Raw genomic sequence first — 24,858 nt, 5'->3', positions numbered from 1 at the left:
CAGAAGACGAAGAAGTTCCGGGCGCGATCCCCGATCCAGGTGATCGGGGATCGCGCCGTGGTTTACAGTGGCAGCGCCCGCCGTCGCGGGCGGCGGGGCCGCCTGCGCGCGGGGCGCCCCCGCGAGCCGCTCCGCGCGGTCCGGCCGTGCGTCTCTGCATCGTCACGCCCTACGACCTCTCGCACGAAGGTGGCGTGAACCGCCACGCGCAGGAGCTCGCGCGTGCGCTGCGCGGGGCCGGGCACCACGCGCGCGTGCTCGGCCCGGCGAGCGGCGCGGTGCCGGAAGGCTGCGACGGCGTCCCGGGCGTCGTGCCGGTGCCGGCGAACGGCTCGGTGGCCCGCATCGGGCTCCTCCAGTCCGCGCGCGCGACGCGCGACTACCTCGCCGCCGGCCGCTTCGATCTGGTGCACGTCCACGAGCCCATCGTCCCGGGGCCGGGGCGCCACGCCCTGCGCCTCGCGCGCGTCCCCGTCGTCGCGACCTTCCACGCCAGCGCCGAGCGAGAGCTGCCGCTGCAGCGCGCGCTCCGCGCCGTCGCGGCCGCCGGGCTCGGCCGGATCGACGCCGCCATCGCGGTGTCGCGCGCGGCGAAGGCCTTCTCGCGCGCCATCTACCGGGGCCGCACGGCGGTGATCCCGAACGGCGTGGACCTGTCGCGCTTCTCCACGGCCCCCACGCGCGGGCGGGCGCGCGCACCCGGCGCGCCGCGCGTGCTCTTCGTCGGCCGCTTCGGCGAGCCGCGGAAGGGGCTCTCGGTGCTGTTGGACGCGGTGGCGCTGCTGCGCGCGCAGGGGCGGCTCGTCGAGGTGGACGTGGTGGGGGACGGCGCGCCGGAGCGGTTCCGCCGCCGCGCGGAACGGCTGGGCGTCTTCTTCCGCGGCCGGCTCTCCGACGCGGCGCTCGCGCGGGCGTACGCCGCGGCCGACCTGTTCTGCGCCCCGTCGCTCGGCGGCGAGAGCTTCGGCATGGTGCTCGTCGAGGCCATGGCGGCGGGCTGCCCGGTGGTGGCGAGCGATCTGCCGGGATACGCCGAGGCCGCGCGCGGGGCCGCGCTGCTCACGCCGGCGGGGGATCCGGGCGCCCTCGCGGTGGCGATCTGGCGGGCGGTGGCGGACCCCGAGCTCCGGGAGCGGCTCGCCCAGCGAGGCAGGGCGCGCGCGGCCGCGCTCTGCTGGAGCCGCGTCGCGGCGCGGGTGCTCCTCGTCTACGCGCAGGCGGCGGCGCGCGAGGCGCAGCCCGGGGCCGCGCTCCTCCTCGAGGCCGCCCGGTGAGCCCTCCCGGCGCGCGCTTTCCGCGGACGTGGCGGCAGCGAGCGGTGCTCGCGCCGCTCGCGCGCGCGCTGCGGGTGTACTACCGACCGCGGGTGCACGGCCTCGACGCCGTGCCGGTGGACCGGCCAGTGGTCTACGTCGCGAAGCACCCGCGCACCTGGCTCTACCTCGAGACGATCCTGCTCGGGCTCGTGTCGTTCTGGGACCCGGGGCGCGTGCCCTTCCGGCCGATGGAGAAGCGCGGCACCTCGCTGCACCGCCTGCCGGCGCTCGGCTGGGTGCGCAGGCACGTCGGCGCCATCGAGGCGACCGAGGAGGCCGCGCTGGCGGCGCTCGCCGGCGGCGAGTCGGTGCTCCTCTTCCCGGGCGGTGCGCGCGAGCTCCACGGGGCGGCGGACGCGATCGACTGGACGGGCCGGCGTGGCTATGCGCGCCTCGCGGCGCGGGCGCGCGTGCCCGTCGTGCCGGTCGCCATCGCGGGCGCCGACCAGCAGCACCCGCTCCGCCTGCCGCTCGGGCCGGGGCGCAGCGCGTGGCTACCGCCGGCCCCGCTCCCCGTCCCGCTCGACTACTGGTTCGGCGCGCCCATGGAGGCGCCGGCGTCCTGCGAGCGCGCCGCGGTGGGCGCCTTCGCCGACTCGGTCGCCGCGGCCGCCCAGGCCCTGCTCGCGCGCGCAGTGGCCGCCCGCCGCGCGCCGTGGAGCCTCGAGTGACGAGCTCCCCCGAGCCGCGCCCCGAGCCACCCCGGATCGACGCCGGGCGCTGGTACTACCGGCGGGCGTATCTCCCGTGGGCGCGGGCGCTCTCCGCCTACCACCGCATGCGGCTCGAGGGGCCCCCTCCGCCCGAGGGGCCGTGCATCTACGTGGCGCTCCACGGCGCGGGCTACCTCGTGCTCGACCTGGTCCTCGCCGGCTACCACCTCGCGTGGAAGGGCTGGCACGAGCGGGGCTCGGGGCACACGCCGCTGCGGGTGGTCGCCGCCGAGTCCCGCATCGAGAAGGCGCTGCCGGGCCTGCCCCTCCTGAAGCGCCACTTCGGGCTCATCGATCCCAGCGAGGAGAGCTGCCTCGCGGTGCTGCGCCGGGGCGAGCAGCTCCTCGTCACCCCCGGCGGCATGCGCGAGGCGCGGCCAGGGCGCGACTTCTACCGGCTGCGCTGGGAGGGACGCTACGGCTTCGTCCGCCTGGCCCTCGAGACCGGGGCGCCGATCGTGCCGCTCGCGGTGGTGGGCGGCGCCGAGGCGTATCCGGGCTTCCGGGTGAAGGGGCTCTCCTTCTGGTCGCCGCTCCCGCTCCCGGTCCGGCTCCACGCTGCGCTCGGCGACCGCATCGCGGTGGAGCGCGCGCCGGGTCGCGGCCGCGACATGGCGCTCGTGGGCTCCATCCATGCCCTCGCGCGCGAGCGCACGCAGGCGCTCTACGACGAGCTCCGCTCGCGCCTGGGGAGGGCGCAGGCGCCGTGACGATCTGGATCGCGAGCGACTGGCACCTCTCGCCCGAGAGCCCTGCCGTCCACGGCCGGCTCGCGCGCGCGTTCCTGGCGCGGGCGCTCGAGGCCGGCGTGCAGGTCATCCTGAACGGAGACGTGCACGACGCGCTGTTCGCCGGCGAGGCGCGGGCGGAGGCGGCGCACCCCGAGGTCGGGGAGGCGATGGCCGCGCTCGTCCGGGCGGGACGGCTCGCCCGCACGGCGGGCAACCACGATCCCGCGGCGGGTCCGCCCCAGCTCGTCCTCACCGTCCCGGGCGCGGGGCGGGTGCTGGTGACGCACGGGCACCTCGTCGATCCGATCGGCCGCTCGCCTGCAGGGCAGCTCGGTGACGCCATCTCCCGCCGCTTCGGCCGCCTCGCCGCCGTCCGCGGCGCTGCGCGCGCGGTGGAGGCGGCGGCGTGGGGTCTCGCCGGCGAGCGCATGCTGGCGGCCTTCCGGCGGCGCTGCCTCGCGCTCGTCGCGCGCGAGGGCTGCGACCTGGGGGTGTTCGGCCACGTGCACGTGGCGCACCTCGCCGCAGGCGATCCCTACGCCAACGCCGGTGGGCTCTCCCCGGCGGCGCTCTCCTACCTCGTGCTGGAGCGTGGGGAGGCGAGGCTCGCGACCCTCCGGGCGGAGGAAGGCGGCGATTCGCACGGGTGAGCGGCCGGCCGCGTGAATCCCGAGGGGCCTTCCGGAATCAAAGGGGGGTGAAATGCGGTAAAAGACGCTGCCCCCTGGCGCGCCGATTCCTCGACGCCGGGGGAGAGGGAACCCAACCGACCATGCGACCGTCCGAGCGCTGGGTCCGCTTCGCGGACCGCCACCGCACCGCCATCCTCGCCGCCTGCGCCGCCGTCGCGGTCGCGGGGTCGGTCGGGACGGTGCGGCTCTACACCGACCTGCGCCCGGACCTCGCCGAGCTCCTGCCCGAGTCGAGCAAGAGCGCGGTGGACCTCGAGCACGTGACCGCTCGGGTGGGCGGGTTCGCCGAGCAGACCGTGATCCTGTCCGGCGCCGATCCCCTGACGATGCAGCTCTTCGCGGACGATCTCGCCGAGAAGCTGGACGAGGCGCCCGAGGAGCTCGTCCGCTGGGTGGAGTACCGGGTCGGCGAGATCGTCGACTTCTACCGGCCGCGGCTGCTGCTCTTCCCGGAGAAGGCCGAGCTGGAGGAGCTGCGAGACGCGCTCGCCGCGCGGATCGCCTGGGAGCGCGCGAACGAGGCGGGCGCCGCGAACGGCGCCGCGCCGGACGTCGAGGGGCTCATCGCGCGCCTGGGGGGAGAGCGCAAGGAGCTGATCGGGCGCTTCCGCGATGGTTACACGATGGGTGACGTTCCGGTCCCCGGCAAGCCCGGCGAGAAGATGACGATCCTCGCCATGATCGTCCGGCTGGGCTCGACCCCCGGCGACTACGGCAAGGTGGCCGCGCTCGACCGGGTCGTCCGCGAGACGGTGAAGGCGCTCGACCCGAAGAAGTACGCGCCCACGCTGGAGGTGGCCTACGGCGGCTACGTCACCTCCACGGTGATGGAGCACGACGCGCTCGCGGAGGACCTCGTCTGGGCGACGATCCTCGTCATCCTCTCCGTCGCCGCCTCCGTCGCGATCTACAACCGTACGTGGAAGTCGGTGCCGCTCGTCGGCATCCCGCTGCTCGCCGGCACGTTCGCGACGTTCGGGATCGCCGAGCTGGTGGTGGGGCACCTCAACTCCAACACCGCCTTCCTCGGCTCGATCGTCGTCGGCAACGGGATCAACGTCGGGCTCATCCTCTTCGCGCGCTACCTCGAGGAGCGGCGGCGCGGGGCGGGGCCCATCCCGGCCATGCAGACGGCCGTCGGCGCGACCTGGCTCGCGACGCTCACCGCCGCGCTCGCCGCGGGCGTCGCCTACGCCTCCCTCCTCTCCACCGACTTCCGCGGCTTCAACCAGTTCGGCCTGATCGGCGGGCTGGGCATGGCGCTCTCGTGGCTGTTCTCGTACGTCATGACGCCGCCGCTCGTGCTCGCCTGGGAGCGGCGCTCGCCCATTCCCCGCGAGGGGCAGCGTCCCTCGCGACCGCTCTTCACCCTCGCGCTCTCGCACGTCGTCGAGCGGTTTCCACGCCTCACGACGGTGGTCGCGCTCGCCGTGTCGGTCGCGTCGGTCGGGGCCGTCGCGCACTTCGCGGACGACGCGCTCGAGTACGACTTCCGGAACCTGCGCGACGTCTCCGCCCTCGCTCCGGGGGGCCCGGGCTGGTGGGACGCGCGCGTGGACGATCTCTTCGGCGAGCACCTCACCCCGACCGCGCTGCTCGCCCGGGACGAGGCGCAGGCGCGCGAGCTGGCGCGCCGCATCGAGGCGCACCGCCGCGCCACCCCGGGGAGCACCATCGGCTCGGTGGTCTCGGTCGAGGCGTTCGTGCCCGCCGGGCAGGAGGAGAAGCTCCCGATCGTCCGCGAGATCCGCGCGCTCGCCACGCGGGAGAACCTGTCGTTCCTGCCGCCCGACCGGCGGATGGCAGTCGAGGCCGTGCTCCCGCCCGAGGACCTGCGGCCGTTCGCGGCGGCGGACCTGCCCGAGGAGCTCCGCCGACAGCTCACCGAGACGGACGGGCGGGTGGGGACGCCGGTGCTCGTCTACCCGTCGGGGAGGATCGACGTGTGGAACGGCCGGGACGTGCTGCGCTTCACCGAGGAGCTCCGCGGGCTCGACCTGCCGGCCGACGCTCCGATCGCGAGCTCGCTCATGGTCTTCTCGGACGTGCTCTACGCGATCCAGGCGGACGGGCCGCGGGCCACGCTCCTCTCGCTCGCGGGGGTCGTCGTGCTGGTGCTCGTCGCCTTCGGCGCGGGCAAGCGGTCGGTGCGGTCCCTCGCCGACGCGGGCTGGGTGCTCGCCGCGCTCGGTCTCGGCGTGCTCTGGTTCGCGGGCCTCGCGGGCGCGTTCGAGCTGCGGCTCAACATGTTGAACTTCATCGCCCTGCCGATCACCTTCGGCATCGGCGTGGACTACGCCACGAACGTGTTCCAGCGGCGCCGCCTCGACCACGCGCGCTCCATCTCGGACACCCTGCGGACGACCGGCGGCGCCGTGGCGCTCTGCTCCGTGACGACGGTCATCGGCTACGCGTCCCTGCTCGTGGCTCGCAACCAGGCGCTCTTCTCGTTCGGCCTGCTCGCCGTCATCGGCGAGCTCGCCTGCCTCGCGACGGCGCTCCTCGCGCTCCCCAGCGTGCTCCGCTGGAGGGAGCAGCGCCGGCGGGAGGGCCCGGGCGCGAACGGCGGTCCCGCGGAGCGCGAGGAGGGCGACGTGGAGCTGAGGGCGGTGCGCTGAGAGGGCTCAGGCGAGCCCCGCCGCTCCGACGCGCTGCAACGCCCACTCGAGCTGCTCGCGCGAGAACGGCTTCTCCAAAAAAGCCTCCGCCGCGGGCCGCGTCTTCGACGCCCGCTCGCTCGTCATGGCGATGATGGGTACGCGCGCGAGCCGGGGCGTGCGGCGGATGCGCGCGACGAGGTCGTGCCCCGTCATGCGCGGCGTGTAGAGATCGGCGAGGATCGCCACGGGGCGCGGCCCGCGCGAGAGCAGCTCCCACGCCTCGGCGCCGTCCCGCGCGATCGCCACCGAGAAGCCCGCTCGCTCGAGCAGCGCCCGGATGGCTTCACGCATACCCGCGTCGTCCTCGACGAGCAGGATCCTGCGGATGACGGTGCCTTCGTCCACCACTGGAACGTAGGGAGCACCATCACCTGCGGCGAGGGCACGACCGACGGGGGGCGCGATCGCGCAAGCCGGGGGGCGACGCTCGACGTCGCGCCGCTCGAGGGGGGCGAGCCGGCCGCGGCTCAAGCCTCGGGGGACGTCGCCCGAGGCGAACGCGGGCCGCGCCTCCGCCACGCGAAGAGCGCGGCGCCCCCCGCCGCGAGCGCCAGGGCGGTGGGCCAGGTGGCGGCCAGCGCGCCCGAGCCGGCGACCCGCTCGTAACCGGCCGCGGCGGCCCAGCCGATCCAGAAGTAGAGGGTCGCCCAGATGAGCCCCGCCACGAGGGTGCCGAGCGCGAAGGTCGCCTGGCGGAGCCGCAGCGCGCCGGCGACGACGGTCATCACGATGCGGAGCCCGGGGACGAGCCGGCCGACCACCACGGCGCGGGCGCCTCGCCGGGCGAGCCACCCCTCGAGGCGGGCCTCGCGATCGGGCGTGTACCCGAGCCGGCGCGCGACGCGCACGACGAGGGGGCGCCCTGCGTGGCGCGAGAGGAGGTACAGCAGCCCCGCGCCCAGCACGGTGGCGAGGGTGACGACCGCGGCGGTCGGCGCGAAGGAGGCGCGGCCGGCGTGGGCGAGGAACCCCATCGCGGCGATGAACAGGTCGCCCGGCAGCGGCAGCGGGACGCCGGCCTCCTCCACGAGGATCACCGCGAACAGGCCGGCGTACTGCCAGCGGGCGAGGAAGTCGGCGGGGCTCTCCACGGAGGTCTCATGCCATGGAACCGCTCGCCAAGGAACTCGCTTCCCGCGAGGGGGGGTGGCCGGGAAACGTGGGGCGCGAGGGCGCGAAAGTCACGCACAGTGCGCCCTCGGACGCGGCGGCGGACGGCCCGGGGCTTGGCGCGGACGCCCCGGCTGCGCACTCGTCCAGCATGGCCGGCGCATCGCAGGGGTGGCACGAGCGCGAGGAGCTCTTGTCCGCGCGGACGAAGGACCTTCACCGGGCGCTCGTCTCGCTCCAGGAGGAGCTCGAGGCGATCGACTGGTACCAGCAGCGGATCGACGCGACCGAGGATCCCGAGCTGCGGCACATCCTCGAGCACAACCGGGACGAGGAGAAGGAGCACGCGTCGATGATCCTCGAGTGGATCCGGCGAAGGGACGTCGCCTTCGCCCGGATGCTGCGGATGCACACCGGGCATTCGGGTCCGATCGTCTCCGGGGAGGAAGAGGAGGAGGCGGCGGGCGAGGCGGACGTCGAGCGCCGCGGCGAGAAGGGGAAGCGATGACGACCTGGCTCGATCGGGAGGGGGCGCCGTTCGCGCAGGAGGTCTGGGATCGCATCGACGCCGTGGCGCGGAGCGCCGCCGACGAGGTGCGCGCCGGGCGCCGGCTCCTCGAGGTGGTGGGGCCGCTCGGGTTCGGCGCCCGCGCCGGCGTGGCGGAGGATCTGCCGCTGGGCGAGGAGCCGGAGGGAGCGCACGTGCACGTCCCCAGGGTGCGCCCGCTCCCGGTGATCCACCGCACCTTCGCGCTCGGCGCGCGGGCGCTCGAGGCGGACGCCGCCTGCGGCGAGCCGCTCGTCCTCTCCGAGGCGTCGGAGGCCGCCCGGCAGATCGCGCGCGCGGAGGACCGGATCGTGTTCGAGGGGCTCCCGCGCGCGGGCGTGAGCGGGCTCCTCGGCCACGAGGGCGCGGTGGAGCTGCCCGCCGGCGACTGGAGCGATCCGGCGCGCGTGGCGGACGATCTCCTCGGAGCGCTCGCGAAGCTCGACGAGGCGGGGCGGCACGGGCCGTACGCGTTGGCCGTCTCGCCCGGCCGGTTCTACCAGCTGCTGCGCCCGTACCCGGGCACCGCCCTCACGCCGCATCAGCAGCTGCAGCCGGCCTTCGCCGGAGGCATCGTCAAGGCGCCCGCGATCCAGGACGGCGCGGTCATCGTGATGCGGACCCCCTCCGGCCCGCGCATCCTCGTCGGCCAGGAGCTCGCCGCGGCCTACGACGGCCGGGAGGGGATCTTCCACCAGATCTCGCTCGTGGAGTCGGTGACCCTCATGCCCGGCGTCCCCGGCTCCGTCGCGGTCCTGCGCGGGCGCTAGCCGTGGCGCGCCGCCGCGCCGGCGAGGGGGAGGCTCCGGCGGGGGGCGACGAGGCCGGGCGGCTCCTCGCCACGCCCCCGGCGCGGTTCACGAGCGAGCGCGACGCTCTCGCGCGCGCCCTGGCGGAGCGGGGCGACGCAGCGGGCGCGGCCGCGATCCGGAAGCTCCGGCGCCCGGTCGGCCTGGCGTGGGTCCTGAACCGCCTCGCCCGCGAGCGCCGGGAGGAGGTCGAGGCGCTCCTCGCCGCCGGAGACCGGCTCCGCACAGGGCAGCGGCGCGCGCTCGCCGGCCAGGGCGCGGAGGAGCTGCGCGAGGCGGAGCTGGCGCTCCGGAAGGCGGCGCGCGCGCTGCGGGGGAGGGCGGGCGAGGTGCTCTCGGAGGAGGGACGCCCGGCGAGCCCGGGCGCGCTGGCGCGCGTCGAGCTGCTGCTGAGGGTGGCGGCGGCCGCGCCGGGCGACGCGCGGGCGTCTCTCCGCGAGGGGGCGTTCTCACGCGAGCCGGAGGTGGCGGGCGGGGATCTCAGCGGTCTCGGCGTCGTCGCGGAGCGGCTCGAGCCGGCGCGCCGCGCGCGGGGCGCGGGTGCGGGAGGAAAGGCGGGCGAGGGAGAGCGGCGGGGCGGGGAGGGAGGTGGCGGCGCGCGGCGGAGGCCCGCGGCCGAGGACCGCCGCGCGGAGCGCGAGGCGGCGGCGGCCCGCGCACGCGAGGCGCGCGCACAGCGCCAGCGGGCGCAGGAGCTCACCGCGGCGCGGCGGCGGCTCGCGCAGGCGCAGCGGGCGGCGCGCGCGGCGAGGAGCGCGGCCGAGGCGGCGGCGCGGCGCGCGGACGTCGCGCGCGCCCGCGCGGAGGCGGCCGAGGCCACCGAGGCGGCCCGGCGCGACGAGGTCGCGGCCCTCGAGCGCGGTGAGTGAAGCGCGCGGACTTCCGTACTCACGGTCGGTGTGGTTTCATCTCGCACCCCCTGCGGAGGTCTCGATGGGACGCGTGCGCGATGCGCTCCTCGCCGTGCTCGGCGACGTGAAGGTGTTCCGCTGGCCGATGTGGATCGTCTACGACCCCGGCTCGTACCGCGTGAAGGGGCGAGACATGCGCGCGGTGATCGAGCGGGTGCGCCCGGGCGACGTGCTCGTGCGCGGCTTCGACGCCTACCTCGATGGGAAGCTCATCCCCGGGCTGTTCAGCCACGTGGGCCTGTTCCTCGGGCGCACCGGCGAGGTCGATCGGGCCGCCGCGCCGCCCGAGCACCGCGAGGGCTTCGCCGTGGGCGAGCAGACGGTGATCCACGCGATCGCCGAGGGCGTCGTCACCGAGGACGTGCTCGACTTCTGCCGCTGCGATCGGCTGGCGGTGCTGCGCTTCCCGGCCCAGCTCCGGGCCCGGCCGGGCGCACCGCCGGACGATCCCCGCGCGCTCGGCGAGCAAGAGCGCGCGCTCCGCGACCGGCTCGTCGCCGGCGGCGACGTCGCGTTCGAGGAGGCGTGGCCGGTGGTGCGGCGCGAGGCGCTCGCGCAGGTGGGGGTCGAATACGACTTCGACCTCGACTTCCGCGACCTGCGGCGGCTCTCGTGCACCGAGCTCGTCCACCGCGCCACCCGCTGCCTCGCGCCGTTCCTGGGCGTCCAGCCGCGGCGGCACCGGATCCTGGGGATCTCCGGCGTCGGGATCGTCCCGGACGCGTTCGTCCGGGCGCCGCTCGAGCTCGTCTGTGCGAGCCACTCGGTGGACGCGGCGAGGCTGGGGGCGTTGCGTCCCGCGGAGCCGCGAGAGGGAATCGAGCGGGGGTTGGGGACGACCGCGGCGGCGTGAGGGGCGGCCGGGTGGAGACGCTGCGGTCGCGTGACCGCGATCGCCAATCCGACCGCGACCGCGACCGCGAGGACGCGCTTCGACTTCGCCGCGGCTGACGCCGCGCCGCGCGCTCAGGGAGGGCCGGCCCGGGTGTAGCCGGAGGCCGTCCTCACCTCCCCCTCGCACACCTCGCCAGCTCCGCTGCCTTCGCCCTCGCATCGGACGACCACGCGAGGGTCCTGAACGCATCCGTGTTGAGCGCGAACCACGCGAGGGTGAGATCGGATCCCTGCTCGGTCCGCCCCATTCCCTCGAGGAATCCCTGCGGATCGGACAGCTCGATCCCCGACTGCTTCCAGATCTCGGCGAGGTACGCGGCGCGCTCGGCGCTGCAGTCGGCGGCGGCGGCCCGCGGCGCCTCGCGCTCTTCCTCTCGCGTCACCGGCGCCTCCCCCTCGGCTCCCGTCAGGGCCTCCTCCGCCCGTCCGGGGAGCGCGTCCGGTGCTCGGGCCAGGGCAGCGGCGGGCACCACCGAGAAGGAGCCGATCTCCTCGTCCTCCGGTCCGTCCTCCTCCACCCTCAGATAACCCTCCGGGAGCTCGATCGTGTCACCGGCCGCGTAGCGGCGGCCGAGCACCTCCACGCGCGCTTCTCCGGCGTCGATGGCTCCCTCCGCTCGGGGCGGTTCGGCTGGAGAGATGACGGGGAGCGCGGCGAGCGCGGCGGCGACGAGGAGCGAGCGCGACATGGCGGGAGAGCCCTCCGGCACGACAACGTTCGCGCGGAGTGCCGCGTCCGCAAGCCTCCGGGTGCGCGCCTGTGGGGGAGGCGGGCACGCTTCGTGGGGGCCCACCGCGAGGGTCCTGCGTTGCACCGCGGGGGCGCTCGCCCGCGCGGAGGGTCAGCGAGGAATTCACCACCCGTTGACCGATTCAACGCAAGCGCCCACGCGCCCGTATTCGCGGCGCTTCCCCCCGCCCGCGGGGGAGCCGCCGCTGAGATCCGTTACGCGGCGCTCCGCCGCGCCCCCGCGCCGCGCGAGTAAATCCGCGCCTCCACGCCCGCGCGCTCGCTGGCCCGCGCCTTGCGACTCCGGGGGATCGGATCGGGTTCCGACCACGAAGGGAGCGCATCATGACGACGCTGGTGTCATTCCTCGAGACGCTCGGCTCATTCCTCCTCGGTGTCGCGGGTCGCTCGGCGGTGTTCGTGGCCGGGCTCGCCGCGCTCGCCGTCCCGGCGCTGGTCCTCGCGCTGGCGTGGCGCGCGCTCCAGCGCCGCCGCGAGGCCGCCGTGGGCGAGGTGGGCGGGCTCGCGTTCCGTCGCGGCGCCTACTACGCCCCCAACCACACCTGGCTCGCGTCGGCGGCCGGCGGGCTGCGGGTGGGGCTGGACGACTTCGCCCAGCGGCTCATCCCGTCGACGAGCGCCGTCGACCTGCCGCGCCCGGGCACGCAGGTGCGCCGCGGGGAGCCGGTGGCGGTGGTCCACGCCGGCGGCCGCTCGATCCGCATCGGCGCGCCGGTGGATGGTGTGGTGGTGGCGAGGAACGGGGCGGTGCGCCGGGACCCCTCGCTCGTGAAGCTCGAGCCATACGGGCGCGGCTGGCTGTTCACCATCGCGCCCGCCGACGGCGGGTACATGACCTTCCCCCAGGACCGGGAGGGAGGCGGCTGGCTGCGCCGCGAGCGCGCTCGGCTCGACCGCTACGTCGAGCATGAGCTGGGGCTGGTGGCCGCGGACGGCGGGGAGCTCCCCCCGCCCACCCCCTCCACGCTCGGGGAGGAGGGCTGGGAGAGGGTCGTCGCGACCTTCCTGCACGCGGCGTGACGCCGCCCGGCCCGGCTAAGGGGGACGCGGCCTGCCCGCAGGGGGGCAGGCCGCCGCGCCGCGGCTAGAGGTTGTCCCAGACGTACTTGCCAGTCTCGAGGACGTGCTTCGCGAGCTGCTTGACGGTGGGGTCCTCGTTGTCGTCGATGCCGGCGAGGTTCTGGTCCACGCGCCGCTTCGCCTGCCACGCGAAGGTGCGGACGATCTGGCGCTCCATCTCCACCGACGCCTCTCCGCGGTCCTCGATGCCGGTGGAGACGCGGGCGAGCATCGCCGCGAGCGCGAACAGGTCCACCATGATGTCGGCGAGCCGGCGGGTCGCGAGCTGCTCGCCGATGATCCGCTTCCCGTGCTTGCGCAGGATGCGATCGGCGGCCACGGCGAGCGCCGTCGCGGAGTGCTCGAAGAGCTGCGCCTCCTCGGCGAGGCTGGGGTGGAGCAGCGACCAGCGGCCCTTCTCGCGCCGCAGGCCGGTGGCGAGCTGGGCGCGCCGCTTGGCGTAGTCGGAGAGCACCCCGAACCCCTTGATGGGATCGGCGAACACGCCGCGCATCGAGACCGAGAGGTCCTTCAGCTCCTCCGCCACGTCGTTCATCGCGGTGAGCGCGATGAACAGCCGCAGGATCTCGTTCGTGCCCTCGAAGATCCGGTTGATCCGGCTGTCGCGCAGCGCCAGCTCGTACGGCATCTCGCGCATGTACCCCTGGCCCGCCGCGATCTGGAGCGCCTCGTCCGCGGTCCGCCACAGCGCCTCGCTCGAGAGCACCTTGGAGATCGCCGCCTCGACCGCGTAGTCCTCGAAGCCGCGGTCCACGAGGCCGGCGACGAGGTTCACGACGCTCTCGGAGGCGTAGCAGTCCACCACCATCTGGCCGATCTTCTGCTGGATGGACTCGAAGCTCGCGATGGGCTGGCCGAACTGGACGCGCTCGCGCGCCTGGCGCACGGAGAGCTCGATGAGCCGCTTCATGCCGCCCACCGATCCGCCGCCCAGCCCCGTGCGGCCGGCGTTCAGGATCTTCATGGCGAGCTTGAAGCCCTTGCCGACCTCCCCGAGCACGTTGGCGGCGGGCACGCGGACGTCCTCGAGCACCACGGTGGTGGTGGACGAGGCGCGGATCCCCATCTTGTCCTCGTGCGGTCCCGTCGAGACGCCCTTCAGGTCGCGCGTCACGATGAAGGCGGTGATGTTGCCGCGCCCGTCCAGGGAGGTGCGCGCGAAGACCGTGAAGAAGTCGGCGATGCCGCCGTTCGTGATCCAGAGCTTCTCGCCGTTCAGCACCCAGTCGTCGCCGTCCCGCACCGCGGTGGTCTTGATGCTCGCCGCGTCGGAGCCCGCGCCGGGCTCGGTGAGGCAGAAGGCGGCGATCAGCTCCCCGGTCGCGAGCTTCGGCAGGAAGCGGGCCTTCTGCTCCTCGGTGCCGAAGAGGAGGAGCCCGCGCATGCCGATCGAGCTGTGCGCGCCGACCGTCACCGCCACCGACGCGTCGTAGCGGGCGAGCTCCTGGATCACGCGCGAGTAGGCGGTCGCGCCGAGCCCGAGCCCTCCGTGCGTCTCCGGGATGACGAGGCTGAAGAGGCCCGCCTCCTTGAGCTCGTCCACGAACGCCCTCGGCATCTCGCCGGCGCGATCCCAGGCGCGGAAGTCGCGCTCGCGCGAGCCGAGCATGGACTTCAGGGTCTGGAGCACCGCCGCGAGGGTCTGCTTCTCGCCGGCCTTGGGCTCCGGGAACGGAAGCAACAGCTCCTCTTCGATGTCGCCCATGCAGAGCGAGCGCATGAAGCTCGCGGTCTTCTTGTCCATGGCGGGGGCCTCCGGCGGTTGACTCACGAATCATAACGCGCCGCGTAATCCAACGCGAGACACGGGTGCCGCTCGGCGTCGCCGCTCACACCGTTTGCGGGGTGAGCGTCACGGCTCGCCACCTCGAGGCCCCGCCCTGGCGGCGGGAGCCGTATCGCCTCTTCTTCCCGCTGGGAGCCGCGCTCGGGGCGATCGGCGTCGGAGACGTCCTCCGGCAGGCCATGTCCGGGGCGGTCGGGGAGAGCGGGCTCGCCCACTCGCTCGCGCTGATCCAGGGGTTCATGACGGCCTTCGCGACGGGGTTCCTGTTCACCTTCGTCCCGCGCCGGACGGGCACGCGCGCGCCGGCGGCCTGGCAGATGGCGCTCGCGGCTGGCGCCCCCGTGGCCGCGGTGCTGCTGCACCTCGTGGGGCGGAGCGCCGCGGGTCACGCGGCCTGGCTCGCCGGGATCGCGGTCCTCGCCGGCTTCGCCGCGCGCCGGCTCGCGAGCGAGCGCGCCCTGCGCCGCGTCCCGGCGGTCTTCGCATGGGTCCCGGCGGCGCTGCTCCTCGGCGCCGGCGGGGCGATCGCGAGCGCGATCGCCCCGCGGCTCGGTCCCTGGCCGGGACCCCAGGTATGGGCGCTCGGGCGCGGGATGCTCGTGCAGGGGCTCGTGACCGGCCTCGTGCTCGGCGTGGGCGGGATCCTGCTGCCGCAGCTGACGCGCGGGGAGGCTCCGCCGGACGCGCTCGAGCCGGGCGCCAACCGCCGGGCCGCGCTCCGGCACGGCGCGCTCGCCCTCGCGTTCCTGGCGAGCTTCCCGCTCGAGATCTTCCGCTCCGCGCTGGAGGGCCTCGCGCTGCGCGCCGCCGTGGCGGGCGCGGTGCTCCTCGGCGTGGCGCGCATCCACCGCGCCCCCAGCGCGCCGGGGCTGCACCGCGGCCTCGTCTGGCTCTCGGCGTGGCTGCTGCTCGCAGGTTACCTGCTCGCCGCGATCTTCCCGAAGCTCCGCGGCGCGGCGCTCCACCTCACCTTCGTCGGCGGGTTCGCCCTCATGACGCTCGCAGTGTCGATCCACGTGGCGGTGACGCACGGCGGCCGCCCCGAGCGGCTCGCCGGCTCGCCCGCGCCGGTGCGCGCCGTCGGCCTCCTCGTCCTGGCCGCCACGGCGGCGCGGCTGCTCGCCGGGATCGACCGCGCGCGCCTGCAGCTCTGGCTCGCCGTCGCGGCGGTGCTGTTCCTCGGCGCGCTGGCCTCGTGGGCCGCGCTGGTCCTCCCCGCCCTCTTCCCTCGTGCTCCTAGCGCGCCGGCGCCGCGTACAGGTCGATCACCCTCGACAGCGCCCGCCGGCACACCGCGCAGAACGGCACCGGATCGCGGGTGAACATGACGCAGTCGAGCTGGGGCCGGTAGTAGCCGCTCGCCTCGTAGTTCGCGCCCTCGAACGCGCCCACGTGCGCGGCGTGAGGCGCCGCCGAGAGGAGCGCCGTCTCCTCCTTCTGCTGCGCGAGGAACAGCGCGTCCATCTCCCACTCGGGCCCGTTGCGGGCGCGGATGGCCTTGCGCCGCTCCTGGAACTCCTTCGCGCGGCGGGTGAACTCGTCCTTCGGCCACGGGGTCGGGAGCGGCACCCCGGCCGTGAGGAGGTCCTTCCACTTCGCCGCCCGGGGGTTCGCCGTCACGTTCGGCTCCCACGGCTCGGGCCGGGCCTCGCTCGAGAGGTACGCGGTCTCCGAGGTGAAGTACTCGTCCGCGAGCGCCGCGAGGGAGTGGCCGAGCTCGTGGACGAAGACGTAGCCCGCCCAGCGGTTGTCGGCGGCCACGGTGGCGTAGAGGTTGAAGATGCCGCCGCCGCCGTAGGTCTCCGCGTTCACGAGGATCGCCACCGCGTCGTACGGGGCGAACGAGGCCACGTCGCGCAGCGAGCGGTTCTCGAAGGAGAGGACGTAGCGCTCGGAGCCGAACGCGTCGTAGGTGGCGCCCACGCGCGAGCGGCGGTGGATCCCGGTGAGCGGGCGCGAGACGCCGCCCTCCTCCGTGGGAGGGCAGAGGCCCCACACGTTGAAGTCGCGGCGGCGGGACCGGAACGGCTCGTGCTCGAAGAGGGTCCCGAGGAGCCGGCGCGCGTCCTGCTCGAACTTCGGGCGGTCCTTCGCGGTGTAGCCGTCGCCGACGAGGAGGAGGTCGAGCTTGGCCGTCGGGTCGCCCGAGTCCTGCAGCGCGATCACCGGACCGGGGGAGGGCGGACGGGCGTCGTCGACGAAGCGGTCGCCCGGATCGAGCACCAGCGACCACACCTCCCGGAACGCGCGCTCGGCGTCGCGCTTCTTCACCACGAGCTGGACGGGGGCGGACGGGGCGGGGAAGCGTACGGACTCCGAGAACGTCCGGTTCGTCTTGCGCGCCTCCTCGGTGAGCTCCCACTCCCCGAAGATCGACGCGAACCCGCGCGAGTAGACGACCCGCTGCGTCGCGAGATCGCGGACCTCGAAGAAGTATTTACCGAGGTTGGTGTCGTCGAGGAGGCGGTCGGGACGTCCGGGGAACGGCAGCGGCTCCAGCACGACGCGATCGAGGCTGAACCGCTCCTCGGAGGAGGTCCCGGTGTGGAAGTAGTCGACGCGGAGCGTGCGGGGAGGCGCCCCGGCGAGGAGCGCGGCGACGAGCAGGGTGGCGACCATGGCGCGGCAGTGTAGTACGAGGCCCGCCGACGGCGCGGGTGTGTGCGAACCCGGACGCCCCAGGGACCTCGCCGCGCCGCCCGACGATATCGACGCGCCCCATTTGCGAGCGCCTGAACGCCTGGACGCACCACGCCGAAGGGGTTGCAACCCGCAGCAGGCGCGGTCTACTTACGAACCATGAAGGATCGGAAGGACAACGAGCAGGGACGGGCGCCGCTCAGCCCGAGGGACCTGCTCGAGTTCCATCCGTGGATGCTCGCGCTGGCCGTGTTCCTCGCCTGCGCCATCGGCATCGCCATCATGGAGCAGGTCCGCGACGCTCGTGACATGTGGGCCGCGTTCCAGCCGCAGGACGACGCCGGTCAGCACCCGTAGCGTCCCGCGCGAAGTCCCGCGATCCCGCTTCGCGTTTCCCGGTACCTCCACGGAGCGAACCACGCGTCCCGCGCGCGCCCGCTTCTCCCGTGGCGCCGCCGTCACTAGCTTCACTAGCTTGCCTCGGCGGGCGCATGACACCCTTCCGCATCCTCCTCGTCGACGACAACGACCTCGTGCGGAAGCTCCTCCGGCTCATCGTCGAGGACGCGGGCTACGATCCCGTCGAGGCGGAGTCGGGTGAGATGGCGCTCGCGCTCGCGCACGCGGATCCGCCCGACGTGGTCGTGGTGGACGATGCCATGCCGGGGATGCGCGGCGCGGAGCTCGTCGTCGCCCTGCGCGGCTCGCCGGACCTCCGCCTCGCCTCGGTGGCCGTGGTGGCCATGTCCGGGCGTTCGGCCGCGCGTCGCGAGCTGTTCGCGGCCGGAGCGGACGCCTTCGTGCCGAAGCCGGTGGAGGAGGACGCGCTGCTCGCCGCCATCCGCGCCGCCCACCACGCGCCGCGGCCCGGCGGCGGAGCGCCCCCGGGCTGGATCTCTGCCTGAGGACGAGGGCCGCGATCACTCGGGTCGAGCCATCCCGCTCGCCCTTCCCCCGAGCCTGTCGAGAGGTCAGGGCGAGCGGATGAAGAAGTGCCGCTCGCGGTGAGCCTGTGTACGAACCGGGAGCGAGCCCAATCGACGCGAGCGGGCAAGGCCGTTGAGGTCCGCGCGCCCGCGCGTCCGCTCAGTCGTCGAGCCGCACGGGATCCTCGCGCAGCCGGCAGCCCTCTTCGTCGCCGGCGGCGCACGCGCGCTCGAACAGCCCTCCCGCGAGAGCCTCGTCGTGGGGAACGCCCGCGGCGAAGCGGTACAGGACGCCGAGCCGGACGCACCCCGCGGCGAGCCCGAGCTCGCAGGCTCGCCCGTAGCGCTCGGCGGCGCGCGCCCCGTCCGCCGGGAGGGCGCGGCCCTCCTGCGCCACGCGCCCGGCCTCGAGGCACGCCTCCGCCTCGCGGGCCAGGCAGCGCTCCTCGAGGCGCGGCAGCGCGCTCGCCACGCAGGCCTCGTCTTCGCCGAGGCGGCACGCCCGCGAGAGGAGCTCGCCGCGACTTTGGGCGGGCGCCTCGCGGGCGAGCGCGAGGCAGCCATCCGCCGCGCCGAGATCGCACGCCCGCTCCGCGAGCCGCGCGCGGTCGGTCGCCTCCGCCTCCGTCGCGAGGCGCGCGCAGGCCCGGCCGGAGCCGATCGCGCAGCCCTCCTCGAGCGCCGCCCGCACCCCCGCGCGATCGCCGCGCCGGGCGCGGAGGTCCGCCGCGCTCTCGCAGGCGGCGGCCACCCCGGCCGCGCAGGCGCGCGCGTGCAGCGCGAGCGCGCGCTCCGGCTCGGGCTCGCCGGTGGCGCCGGCCTCGAGCACGAGCGCCAGGCCGTGACAGGCGAGTCGCCGGCCCGAGTCGCACGCCTCCTGCAACGCCCCGGCGCAGCCGCGCTCGCCGCCGGGCGGAGCCGGCGCGTTCGCCCACATGCCGTGGTACAGCGCGCAGGCGGAGGGCGCAGGGGCCGGGACCTGCGACAGCGCGAGCGCGGCGAGGAGGGCGAGCACGGGGCGGCAGAGGATAGCAGGCGCCGGCCGCGCCCGCCGCGGAGCGTCTACCGCTCGCAGGCGGCGAGGGCGCGGGAGAACAGGGAGCGGCCGGAACTCCCCTCGCGGCGCGCCTGGGCGCGGATCGCGGCGCAGGAGGCCGCCGGCGACCGGCGCGACAGGACCTCGGCGGCGCCGGCGCGCACCGCGCGATCGGGGTCGCGCTCGAGGAGCGGGCGAAGCGTGGCGTCGAGCCGCTCGGCGGGGACGAGCCGTCCGAGTCCCCGGACCGCGGCGCGGCGGACCGCGCGCGGCTCGTGCTCGTCCCGCGCGACCGAGCGGTGCAGCGCCTCCGCCCGCGCGCCGCCGAGCGCGGCGAGCCCCTCGAGCGCGAGGGCGCGCCGCGACGGCAGCCCGTCCGACGCGGCGACCTCCGCGAGCACCGGCTCCGCCCCGGGGCCGAGCGCGCGCCAGGTCTCCGGGCGGACCGGCCGATCCATCGCGCCGAGCAGGGCGAGCGTCTTCGCGCGCACCGCCGGGTCGCAGGCGCCGCTCTCCTGCGGCGCGCAGATCGGCGCGTCCGGGCTCGCGGCGCCGGGCGGGGTCGCGTCGGGCGGCGCGAGGAGGGCGAGCGCGAGGGCGAGGGGAGCGATCATCGGGCGTCCTCAGCGGACGGCGGGGTTGAGCCGCATGACCTCGGCCTGCTCCGGCGTGAGGGAGCCGTTCGAGCGGGCGTCGTCGAGCAGCCAGAACATGAGGTTGGAGGCGCCAGCGCACGTGCGGGCGTCGTCGGCGCAGTAGGAGCCGATCATCGGCGTGGGCTCCTGCGAGGGATCCGTGTTCCGGTCCGCGCAGCGCGCCCGCTCCGACGGCGGCGCGCACGCGGCGCACGCGCAGGTGGCGGTGTCGGCGAGCGGATCGAAGAGGGTCCCCGAGCGTTCGGTCGTGTGGTACAGGCCGAGCCAGTGGGACGCCTCGTGCGCCACGATGTACGCGAGGCGATCCGTGCCGCAGCCGGCCACGTCGGGCGCGCTGCCGCAGCGGCCCTGGCCGAGGTCTCCGAGCGTCACCACGGCCCCGCCGTTCACGGTGCCCGGTACGCCCGACGGCCCCGGGATCGACCCGTCGATGCCGACGATCTGGAACTGGGTGTCACCCTCGGTCACGGTGAGCTCGTCCACCAGGAAGAGGTGGATGGACGGGGTCTGCGCCTCGGCCAGCGTGAAGAGCTGCGAGAGCGGATCGCAGGGGCCGGTCGAGTCGATGTTCACCGAGGCGTACCTCTGGCGCGCCCACTCGGGCAGATCGTGGAGCACCACGCGGCCGAGGCAGAGGCCCGCGTTCCCGAGCGCCGACGCCACGCGCTGGAAGAGGCGGTCCATGTTCGGGTCGCGCGCCGCCTGCGCCGCGGTCAGCTCGAGCGAGGCCACGTAGACGTCGAGATCGAGCGTGCCGGTGGACGCGATCGGACCGGGCCGGGTGATGACGCGGACGTCGTAGCGCCCCGAGCCTCCACCGCCCGTGCACCCGGACATCGACTGGCACTCGTAGGCGTAGTCGTTCACCGTGAGCCGCCAGGTACCCGCCGGCAGCCCGCCCGCGCTCCGCGCCAGGTCGAGGCCCGGGGTGGTGTTGGGGATCGTCAGCGCCCCTGAGGTCGGAGTGAAGCCGCCGTAGTAGCCGAGCAGGCGCGTGAAGTCGGGGTAGCCGTCTCCGTCCTCGGGCACCGAGGCGAGCTCGTCGTAGTAGACGCGTCCGTCGGGCGCGCGGACCTCCGCCGGCACCACCGAGTTCGGGATGGGGAACCCGTCCAGCTGGATCTCGTCGGGGGCCGAGGCCGCGACCTCCTGCGACACGATGGTGACGCTCCAGCTCCCCTCCGGCACCTGGAACTCCGCCTCCTGGCCGACCCGGAGCTCGCCGAGCAGCTGGGTCCCGGGGTGGACGGAGGAGCGGACCGGGGTCGTGCACGTCACCGGCTCGGAGGCGGTCATCGGCGGCCCGAGCGAGATCGACGGCCGCGAGGGCGGCGTGCAGCTCGGCGCGGGCGGCGCGCGGTCGACGCAGCTCCCATCGACGCAGACGAGCGCCCCGCCGCAGTCGGTGGCGGCGCCGCACGCCGTCACGGCCGCCGGCCCGCCGTCGCCGCCGCCGCCGCCGGACCCTCCGCGGCAGGCGAGCGCGCCGGCGAGAGCGAGGGCCACTGACGGGGCGATTCGTCGGCGCACTGCATCGGAACCTAATCGCCGGACCTCGACGCGGCGACGGCGGGCCTCACCGCCGCAGGGGCTCTGCCCCGAACGCGCGATCCAGGAGCTCGGCGAGCACTCGCGCGGTGAGCCCCCACACGATCCGCGCAGGATCGACGTGGAAGGACCACACGCGCCAACGCCCGGTCGCGGCGTCCACCTCCTCGAACGGGAGCTGCACCTCGAGGAGGGCCGCGGCCGCCTCCGGCGGCAGGCGGGCCGGGTCCCAGAGCGACGCGCGCCGGTTCGCCGGATCGAGCAGGCGCGCGAGCGGCAGCTCGAACGGCTCCGACACCTCTCCCGCCGCGGGCACGAAGCTCGGCGGCGGAGCGGCGACGGCGGCGACCACCGGCGTCACGACGTAGCGCGCGATGCTCGGCACGTCGTCGAGCGCGCCGATGACCTCGACGGCGCGGGGCGCGAGGCCCACCTCCTCGTTCGCCTCGCGGAGCGCCGCGGCCGGCGCCGACTCGAGCGGAGCGCAGCCGCCTCCAGGGAAGGAGATCTCTCCCTTGTGGTGCGGGAGGGTGTCGGTGCGGCGGGTGAAGAGCAGGGTCGGCCCGGAGGCGCGCGCCAGGATCGGGACGAGGACGCCGGCGCGGCGGAAGCCAGGGACCTCGAGCCCACGCGCCGGCCGCGCGCCGAGCGCGGCGCGCACGCGGGCGATCGCCTCCTCGAAGGTCGGTGCGCGGGGGGCCACGTCCGATCCTCTAGCCGGCCGAGCGGGCCTCCGCCGCGACGCGATTCGCCGGTACGGCGCGGTTGACAAGCATGCCCCCGAGTGGAGACAAGGTGGGTGTGAGAAGCGACACCATCAAGAAGGGGTTCGAGCGGGCGCCCCATCGCAGCCTGCTCCGCGCGACCGGCCTCACCGACGCCGACTTCGACAAGCCGTTCATCGGGATCGCGAACAGCCACGTCGACATCATCCCCGGCCACTTCTTCCTCCAGGAGTACGGCCGGATCGCGAAGGACGAGATCCGCAAGGCGGGCGGCGTCCCCTTCGAGTTCAACACCATCGGCGTCGACGACGGGATCGCCATGGGCCACGCCGGCATGCTCTACAGCCTGCCGTCGCGCGAGCTCATCGCCGACTCGATCGAGACGATGATGAACGCGCACAGCCTCGACGCGCTCCTCTGCATCCCGAACTGCGACAAGATCGTGCCGGGCATGCTGATGGGCGCGCTGCGCGTGGACGTCCCCACCGTGTTCTGCTCGGGCGGGCCGATGAAGGCGGGGCGCATGGCCGACGGCACCGCGATCGACCTCACCACCGCGTTCGAGGCGGTCGGCAAGCGCGCGCTCGGCCAGATGAGCGACGCCGAGCTGTACGAGATCGAGTGCAAGGCGTGCCCCTCGGGCGGCTCGTGCTCGGGGATGTTCACCGCCAACTCGATGAACGTGCTCTGCGAGGCGATGGGGGTCGCGCTGCCCGGCAACGGCACGGCGCTCGCGCTCACCCCCGAGCGCGAGGCGCTGCTCCGTCGCGCCGCGCGCCGCGCCGTCGAGATCGCCGGCGACGAGCGCTTCCGCCTCCGGCGGATCGTGAACGCCGACGCGATCCACAACGCGATGGTCGTCGACATGGCCATGGGCGGCTCGTCCAACACGGTGCTGCACATGCTCGCCATCGCGCGCGAGGCGGGGGTCGAGTTCGGCCTCCGCCAGATCGAGGCGGTGGCGGCCAAGGTCGGCCACATCGCCAAGATCGCGCCGTCGCTCTCGACCGTGCACATCGAGGACGTCCACCGCGCGGGCGGGGTCCCCGCCGTGCTGCACGAGGTGGCGCGGCGCGGGGGCGTGGTCCGCGAGGACGCGCTCACCGTGACCGGCGAGACGGTCGGCGAGCGGATCCGCGGCGCCGAGATCAAGGATCGCAGCGTCATCCACCCGCTGGAGGAGGCCTACTCCGCGGTCGGGGGGCTCGCCGTGCTGTTCGGCAACCTGGCGCCGGAGGGCGCGGTGGTGAAGACCGCCGGCATCCAGCCCTCGATGCGGAAGTTCACCGGCCGGGCGATCTGCTTCGACTCGCAGGAGGAGGCGATCGCCGGGATCATGGGCGGAAAGGTGAAGCCCGGGCACTTCGTCGTCATCCGCTACGAGGGGCCGAGGGGCGGGCCGGGCATGCAGGAGATGCTCGCGCCGACCTCGCTCATCATGGGCATGGGGCTCGGCGAGCAGGTCGCGCTCGCCACCGATGGCCGCTTCTCCGGAGCGACGCGCGGCGCGTGCGTCGGCCACGTCTCCCCGGAGGCCGCCGAGGGCGGCCCGCTCGCGCTGGTGCAGGACGGCGACGCGGTGACGATCGACGTCGAGGCGCGCGCCCTCACCGTGGACGTGCCCGACGCCGAGCTCGCCCGGCGGCGCGAGGGCTTCCGCCCGAAGCGCAAGGAGATCCGCTCCTCCTGGCTCAAGCGCTACGCGCTGCTCGTGTCGAACGCGTCGGCGGGCGCGGTGATGAAGACCGAGCTGTAGGCGGGGTCGGGGTCGGGGTCGGGGTCGGGGTCGCGGTGGTCCCGGTCGGGGTCGCGGTCCGGGTCGCAGTCGCGGTCGCGGTCGCGGTCGGGGTCGGGGTCGGGGTCGGGGGCGGGGTCGGGGTCGGGGTCGGGGGCGGGGTCGGGGTCGGGGTCGCGGTCGCGGTCGCGGTCGCGGTCGGGGTCGCGGTCCGGGTCGCGGTCCGGGTCGCAGTCGCGGTCGCGGTCGGGGTCGGCCCTCATCGCTTCCACACCGCCCCGAAGAATCCGTCCGTTCCGTGCCGGTGCGGCCACGTGCGCACGAACCCGTCGCCCGTCACCGTCGACGCACCGACGCTCGGTACGATCCGGGTCCACTCCGGGTGTGCCCGCTCGAACGCGATCGCCACCTCCTCGTCCTCCGCTCGCCGGAACGTGCAGGTCGCGTAGACCAGCCGTCCTCCGGGCTTCACGCAGGCCGCGGCCCGCTCGAGGATCTCGAGCTGGAGCGGCGGGAGGGCGGCGAACGCGGCCGGGTCGAGCCGCCAGCGCAGGTCCGGCCCGCGGCGAAGCGCCCCGAGCTCCGAGCACGGCGCGTCGACGAGGGCGCGGTCCACGCGGAGCCCGCCCGCCGGCGCCGCCCCGTCCAAGGCCACGATCCCGGCGGCGCCCGCGCGCGCTGCCCGCACCCTGAGCCGCTCGAGCCGGGCGAGGTCCGGGTCGACGGCGTGGACGCGGCCCGCGGGGCCCACCTCGGCCGCGAGCAGGAGCGTCTTCCCTCCGGCGCCGGCGCAGGCGTCGAGGACCGACTCCCCTGGTCGCGCGCCCACGAGCGCGCCGAGGAGCTGGCTCCCCTCGTCCTGCACCTCCACGAGCCCCTCGCGGTGCGCGCCGAGCCCGTAGACGTTGGGCCGGGACGAGGCGACGACGAGGCAGCCCGGCGCGAGGAGGCCGGGGCGCGTCGCGACTCCCTCGCCGGCGAGCCGCGCGGCGGCCACCGCGGGCGTCGCGCGGAGGAGGTTCACCCGCAGGCAGAGCGGGCCGGGGAGGTTCAGGGCGTCCGCGAGCGCCCCCGCCTCCTCGCCGGCCGCGGCGACGAGCTCGCCGGCGAGCCAGTCCGGGAGCGAGGCGCGATCGGCGAGCGCGCCGGGCGGCGGTCGCGGGGGCGGGAGCGCGCCGGGAGGGAGCTCCGCGAGGGTCTCCGCGTCGTCGCGACCGGCGAGATCGCGCAGCAGCGCCGCGAGGAGCAGGCGAGCCGGCGCGGCGCCGTCGCCGAGCTGCGCATAGAGCCGGCGGCGCCAGAGCCCCACGCCGAAGAGCGCCTCCGCGAGCGCGCGGCGGGCCTCGCGGGAGAGGCCGCGGTCGGCGCGGAGGACGCGATCCACGATCCGCTCGGCCGGCGCCCCCGCGAGGATCTCCGCGAGCGCCCCGTCGAGCGCCGCGGCTCGTCCGGCGAGCGCGCCCCAGGGGATCTCGTGGAGCCGCTCCTCGCTCGCGGGTCGCATCGGCGCATCCTTTCCCGCGGCGGGGCGGCCGCGCAACCGTCGCGACCGCTCCCCGCTCCGCCGTGAGGGCTCGAGTTACGCCCCGGCC

At 75.4% G+C, this 24,858-nt stretch carries 25 protein-coding genes; 14 read left to right on the top strand and 11 right to left on the bottom strand.

Going from position 1 to position 24,858, the window contains the following annotated elements:
• Positions 1-146: 146 nt before the first annotated feature.
• From ANAE109_RS22030 to ANAE109_RS22010, 5 genes are all read left to right on the top strand, one after another.
• Positions 147-1,274 carry a glycosyltransferase family 4 protein gene (locus tag ANAE109_RS22030; protein ID WP_012099112.1) on the top strand — a complete coding sequence of 376 codons (1,128 nt, stop codon included), beginning with the start codon at positions 147-149 and terminating at the stop codon, positions 1,272-1,274.
• Positions 1,271-1,987, top strand: a complete 717-nt coding sequence (locus tag ANAE109_RS22025) for a 1-acyl-sn-glycerol-3-phosphate acyltransferase (protein ID WP_012099111.1) — start codon at positions 1,271-1,273, stop codon at positions 1,985-1,987. The genes ANAE109_RS22030 and ANAE109_RS22025 overlap by 4 nt, the downstream gene beginning before the upstream one ends.
• Entirely contained in the window at positions 1,984-2,739 is a 756-nt protein-coding gene (locus ANAE109_RS22020) for a lysophospholipid acyltransferase family protein (protein ID WP_012099110.1), read from the top strand. Before ANAE109_RS22025 ends, ANAE109_RS22020 begins: the two co-directional genes overlap by 4 nt.
• Complete coding sequence (locus tag ANAE109_RS22015; protein ID WP_012099109.1) at positions 2,736-3,410, top strand: metallophosphoesterase; 675 nt, start codon at positions 2,736-2,738, stop codon at positions 3,408-3,410. Before ANAE109_RS22020 ends, ANAE109_RS22015 begins: the two co-directional genes overlap by 4 nt.
• A gap of 122 nt (positions 3,411-3,532) precedes the next feature.
• The gene (locus ANAE109_RS22010; RefSeq protein ID WP_012099108.1) at positions 3,533-6,070 is read left to right on the top strand and encodes an MMPL family transporter; all 2,538 of its coding nucleotides are present in this window, start codon (positions 3,533-3,535) and stop codon (positions 6,068-6,070) included.
• Positions 6,071-6,076: 6 nt separating this feature from the next.
• Here the strand turns inward: ANAE109_RS22010 and ANAE109_RS22005 are convergent, their stop codons facing one another.
• Together ANAE109_RS22005 and ANAE109_RS22000 are read right to left on the bottom strand one after the other, a co-directional pair.
• The gene (locus tag ANAE109_RS22005) at positions 6,077-6,457 is read right to left on the bottom strand and encodes a response regulator (RefSeq protein WP_234945208.1); all 381 of its coding nucleotides are present in this window, start codon (positions 6,455-6,457) and stop codon (positions 6,077-6,079) included.
• A 122-nt stretch (positions 6,458-6,579) separates the two neighbouring features.
• A complete protein-coding gene (locus tag ANAE109_RS22000; protein WP_012099106.1) occupies positions 6,580-7,203 on the bottom strand; it encodes a DedA family protein in 624 nt (207 codons plus the stop codon).
• A 170-nt stretch (positions 7,204-7,373) separates the two neighbouring features.
• On the opposite strand from ANAE109_RS22000, the gene ANAE109_RS21995 reads away from it, so the two are divergent.
• The 4 genes from ANAE109_RS21995 (at position 7,374) to ANAE109_RS21975 (ending at position 10,342) form a co-directional block, all read left to right on the top strand.
• Positions 7,374-7,730 carry a ferritin-like domain-containing protein gene (locus tag ANAE109_RS21995; RefSeq protein ID WP_041448623.1) on the top strand — a complete coding sequence of 119 codons (357 nt, stop codon included), beginning with the start codon at positions 7,374-7,376 and terminating at the stop codon, positions 7,728-7,730.
• Entirely contained in the window at positions 7,727-8,539 is an 813-nt protein-coding gene (locus ANAE109_RS21990) for a family 1 encapsulin nanocompartment shell protein (RefSeq protein ID WP_012099104.1), read from the top strand. Before ANAE109_RS21995 ends, ANAE109_RS21990 begins: the two co-directional genes overlap by 4 nt.
• A 2-nt stretch (positions 8,540-8,541) precedes the next feature.
• On the top strand, positions 8,542-9,447 hold the full coding sequence (locus ANAE109_RS23840; protein WP_012099103.1) for a hypothetical protein: 906 nt from the start codon (positions 8,542-8,544) through the stop codon (positions 9,445-9,447).
• Between the two features lie 64 nt (positions 9,448-9,511).
• Positions 9,512-10,342: a hypothetical protein gene (locus ANAE109_RS21975; protein WP_012099102.1), complete on the top strand. Its 831-nt coding sequence runs from the start codon at positions 9,512-9,514 to the stop codon at positions 10,340-10,342.
• A 151-nt stretch (positions 10,343-10,493) separates the two neighbouring features.
• Here ANAE109_RS21975 and ANAE109_RS21970 read toward each other — a convergent pair whose 3' ends face one another.
• On the bottom strand, positions 10,494-11,072 hold the full coding sequence (locus ANAE109_RS21970) for a hypothetical protein (protein WP_012099101.1): 579 nt from the start codon (positions 11,070-11,072) through the stop codon (positions 10,494-10,496).
• A gap of 386 nt (positions 11,073-11,458) precedes the next feature.
• On the opposite strand from ANAE109_RS21970, the gene ANAE109_RS21965 reads away from it, so the two are divergent.
• Positions 11,459-12,154 carry a glycine cleavage system protein H gene (locus ANAE109_RS21965; RefSeq protein ID WP_012099100.1) on the top strand — a complete coding sequence of 232 codons (696 nt, stop codon included), beginning with the start codon at positions 11,459-11,461 and terminating at the stop codon, positions 12,152-12,154.
• A gap of 64 nt (positions 12,155-12,218) precedes the next feature.
• Here the strand turns inward: ANAE109_RS21965 and ANAE109_RS21960 are convergent, their stop codons facing one another.
• Positions 12,219-13,958 carry an acyl-CoA dehydrogenase family protein gene (locus tag ANAE109_RS21960; protein ID WP_012099099.1) on the bottom strand — a complete coding sequence of 580 codons (1,740 nt, stop codon included), beginning with the start codon at positions 13,956-13,958 and terminating at the stop codon, positions 12,219-12,221.
• Positions 13,959-14,059: 101 nt separating this feature from the next.
• Here ANAE109_RS21960 and ANAE109_RS21955 point away from each other — a divergent pair, with 101 nt between their 5' ends.
• Positions 14,060-15,322, top strand: coding sequence for an NnrS family protein (locus ANAE109_RS21955; protein WP_158305927.1), 1,263 nt, complete (start codon positions 14,060-14,062; stop codon positions 15,320-15,322).
• Here the strand turns inward: ANAE109_RS21955 and ANAE109_RS21950 are convergent.
• Positions 15,237-16,619 (bottom strand): IgA Peptidase M64, encoded by a 1,383-nt coding sequence (locus ANAE109_RS21950; protein WP_012099097.1) that lies wholly within the window; start codon positions 16,617-16,619, stop codon positions 15,237-15,239. The genes ANAE109_RS21955 and ANAE109_RS21950 overlap by 86 nt on opposite strands.
• A 180-nt stretch (positions 16,620-16,799) precedes the next feature.
• Here ANAE109_RS21950 and ANAE109_RS21945 point away from each other — a divergent pair, with 180 nt between their 5' ends.
• Positions 16,800-16,997, top strand: a complete 198-nt coding sequence (locus ANAE109_RS21945) for a hypothetical protein (RefSeq protein WP_041448622.1) — start codon at positions 16,800-16,802, stop codon at positions 16,995-16,997.
• A gap of 134 nt (positions 16,998-17,131) precedes the next feature.
• Entirely contained in the window at positions 17,132-17,545 is a 414-nt protein-coding gene (locus tag ANAE109_RS21940; protein WP_049768673.1) for a response regulator, read from the top strand.
• A 181-nt stretch (positions 17,546-17,726) separates the two neighbouring features.
• On the opposite strand, the gene ANAE109_RS21935 is transcribed toward ANAE109_RS21940, so the two are convergent.
• From ANAE109_RS21935 to ANAE109_RS21920, 4 genes are all read right to left on the bottom strand, one after another.
• Entirely contained in the window at positions 17,727-18,581 is an 855-nt protein-coding gene (locus ANAE109_RS21935) for a sel1 repeat family protein (protein WP_012099095.1), read from the bottom strand.
• Positions 18,582-18,628: 47 nt separating this feature from the next.
• Positions 18,629-19,216, bottom strand: a complete 588-nt coding sequence (locus tag ANAE109_RS21930) for a HEAT repeat domain-containing protein (RefSeq protein WP_012099094.1) — start codon at positions 19,214-19,216, stop codon at positions 18,629-18,631.
• Positions 19,217-19,225: 9 nt separating this feature from the next.
• On the bottom strand, positions 19,226-20,764 hold the full coding sequence (locus tag ANAE109_RS21925; RefSeq protein WP_049768672.1) for a hypothetical protein: 1,539 nt from the start codon (positions 20,762-20,764) through the stop codon (positions 19,226-19,228).
• Positions 20,765-20,834: 70 nt separating this feature from the next.
• Positions 20,835-21,509, bottom strand: a complete 675-nt coding sequence (locus ANAE109_RS21920; RefSeq protein WP_041448621.1) for a CoA pyrophosphatase — start codon at positions 21,507-21,509, stop codon at positions 20,835-20,837.
• Between the two features lie 98 nt (positions 21,510-21,607).
• Between ANAE109_RS21920 and ilvD the strand changes: the two genes are divergently transcribed.
• Positions 21,608-23,287 carry a dihydroxy-acid dehydratase gene (ilvD, locus tag ANAE109_RS21915; protein WP_041448620.1) on the top strand — a complete coding sequence of 560 codons (1,680 nt, stop codon included), beginning with the start codon at positions 21,608-21,610 and terminating at the stop codon, positions 23,285-23,287.
• On the opposite strand, the gene ANAE109_RS21910 is transcribed toward ilvD, so the two are convergent.
• Together ANAE109_RS21910 and ANAE109_RS21905 are read right to left on the bottom strand one after the other, a co-directional pair.
• Complete coding sequence (locus ANAE109_RS21910) at positions 23,230-23,529, bottom strand: hypothetical protein (protein ID WP_041448619.1); 300 nt, start codon at positions 23,527-23,529, stop codon at positions 23,230-23,232. The genes ilvD and ANAE109_RS21910 overlap by 58 nt on opposite strands.
• Complete coding sequence (locus tag ANAE109_RS21905; protein ID WP_012099090.1) at positions 23,526-24,770, bottom strand: RsmB/NOP family class I SAM-dependent RNA methyltransferase; 1,245 nt, start codon at positions 24,768-24,770, stop codon at positions 23,526-23,528. Before ANAE109_RS21905 ends, ANAE109_RS21910 begins: the two co-directional genes overlap by 4 nt.
• Positions 24,771-24,858: the final 88 nt, after the last annotated feature.

It is taken from the genome of Anaeromyxobacter sp. Fw109-5 (assembly GCF_000017505.1).
GTDB lineage: Bacteria > Myxococcota > Myxococcia > Myxococcales > Anaeromyxobacteraceae > Anaeromyxobacter.
Note: the sequence above shows the minus strand (reverse complement) of the source record. Positions and strands in the feature narration are given on the sequence as shown.

What these genes read in the sequence shown, in the direction of transcription:
- ANAE109_RS22010 (WP_012099108.1), top strand. Translation starts at nt 3,533, where the DNA reads ATGCGACCGTCCGAGCGCTGGGTCCGCTTCGCGGACCGCCACCGCACC.
- ANAE109_RS21995 (WP_041448623.1), top strand. Translation starts at nt 7,374, where the DNA reads ATGGCCGGCGCATCGCAGGGGTGGCACGAGCGCGAGGAGCTCTTGTCC.
- ANAE109_RS21990 (WP_012099104.1), top strand. Translation starts at nt 7,727, where the DNA reads ATGACGACCTGGCTCGATCGGGAGGGGGCGCCGTTCGCGCAGGAGGTC.
- ANAE109_RS21975 (WP_012099102.1), top strand. Translation starts at nt 9,512, where the DNA reads ATGGGACGCGTGCGCGATGCGCTCCTCGCCGTGCTCGGCGACGTGAAG.
- ANAE109_RS21970 (WP_012099101.1), bottom strand. Translation starts at nt 11,072, where the DNA reads ATGTCGCGCTCGCTCCTCGTCGCCGCCGCGCTCGCCGCGCTCCCCGTC.
- ANAE109_RS21965 (WP_012099100.1), top strand. Translation starts at nt 11,459, where the DNA reads ATGACGACGCTGGTGTCATTCCTCGAGACGCTCGGCTCATTCCTCCTC.
- ANAE109_RS21960 (WP_012099099.1), bottom strand. Translation starts at nt 13,958, where the DNA reads ATGGACAAGAAGACCGCGAGCTTCATGCGCTCGCTCTGCATGGGCGAC.
- ANAE109_RS21950 (WP_012099097.1), bottom strand. Translation starts at nt 16,619, where the DNA reads ATGGTCGCCACCCTGCTCGTCGCCGCGCTCCTCGCCGGGGCGCCTCCC.
- ANAE109_RS21945 (WP_041448622.1), top strand. Translation starts at nt 16,800, where the DNA reads ATGAAGGATCGGAAGGACAACGAGCAGGGACGGGCGCCGCTCAGCCCG.
- ANAE109_RS21940 (WP_049768673.1), top strand. Translation starts at nt 17,132, where the DNA reads ATGACACCCTTCCGCATCCTCCTCGTCGACGACAACGACCTCGTGCGG.
- ANAE109_RS21930 (WP_012099094.1), bottom strand. Translation starts at nt 19,216, where the DNA reads ATGATCGCTCCCCTCGCCCTCGCGCTCGCCCTCCTCGCGCCGCCCGAC.
- ANAE109_RS21910 (WP_041448619.1), bottom strand. Translation starts at nt 23,529, where the DNA reads ATGAGGGCCGACCCCGACCGCGACCGCGACTGCGACCCGGACCGCGAC.
- ANAE109_RS21905 (WP_012099090.1), bottom strand. Translation starts at nt 24,770, where the DNA reads ATGCGACCCGCGAGCGAGGAGCGGCTCCACGAGATCCCCTGGGGCGCG.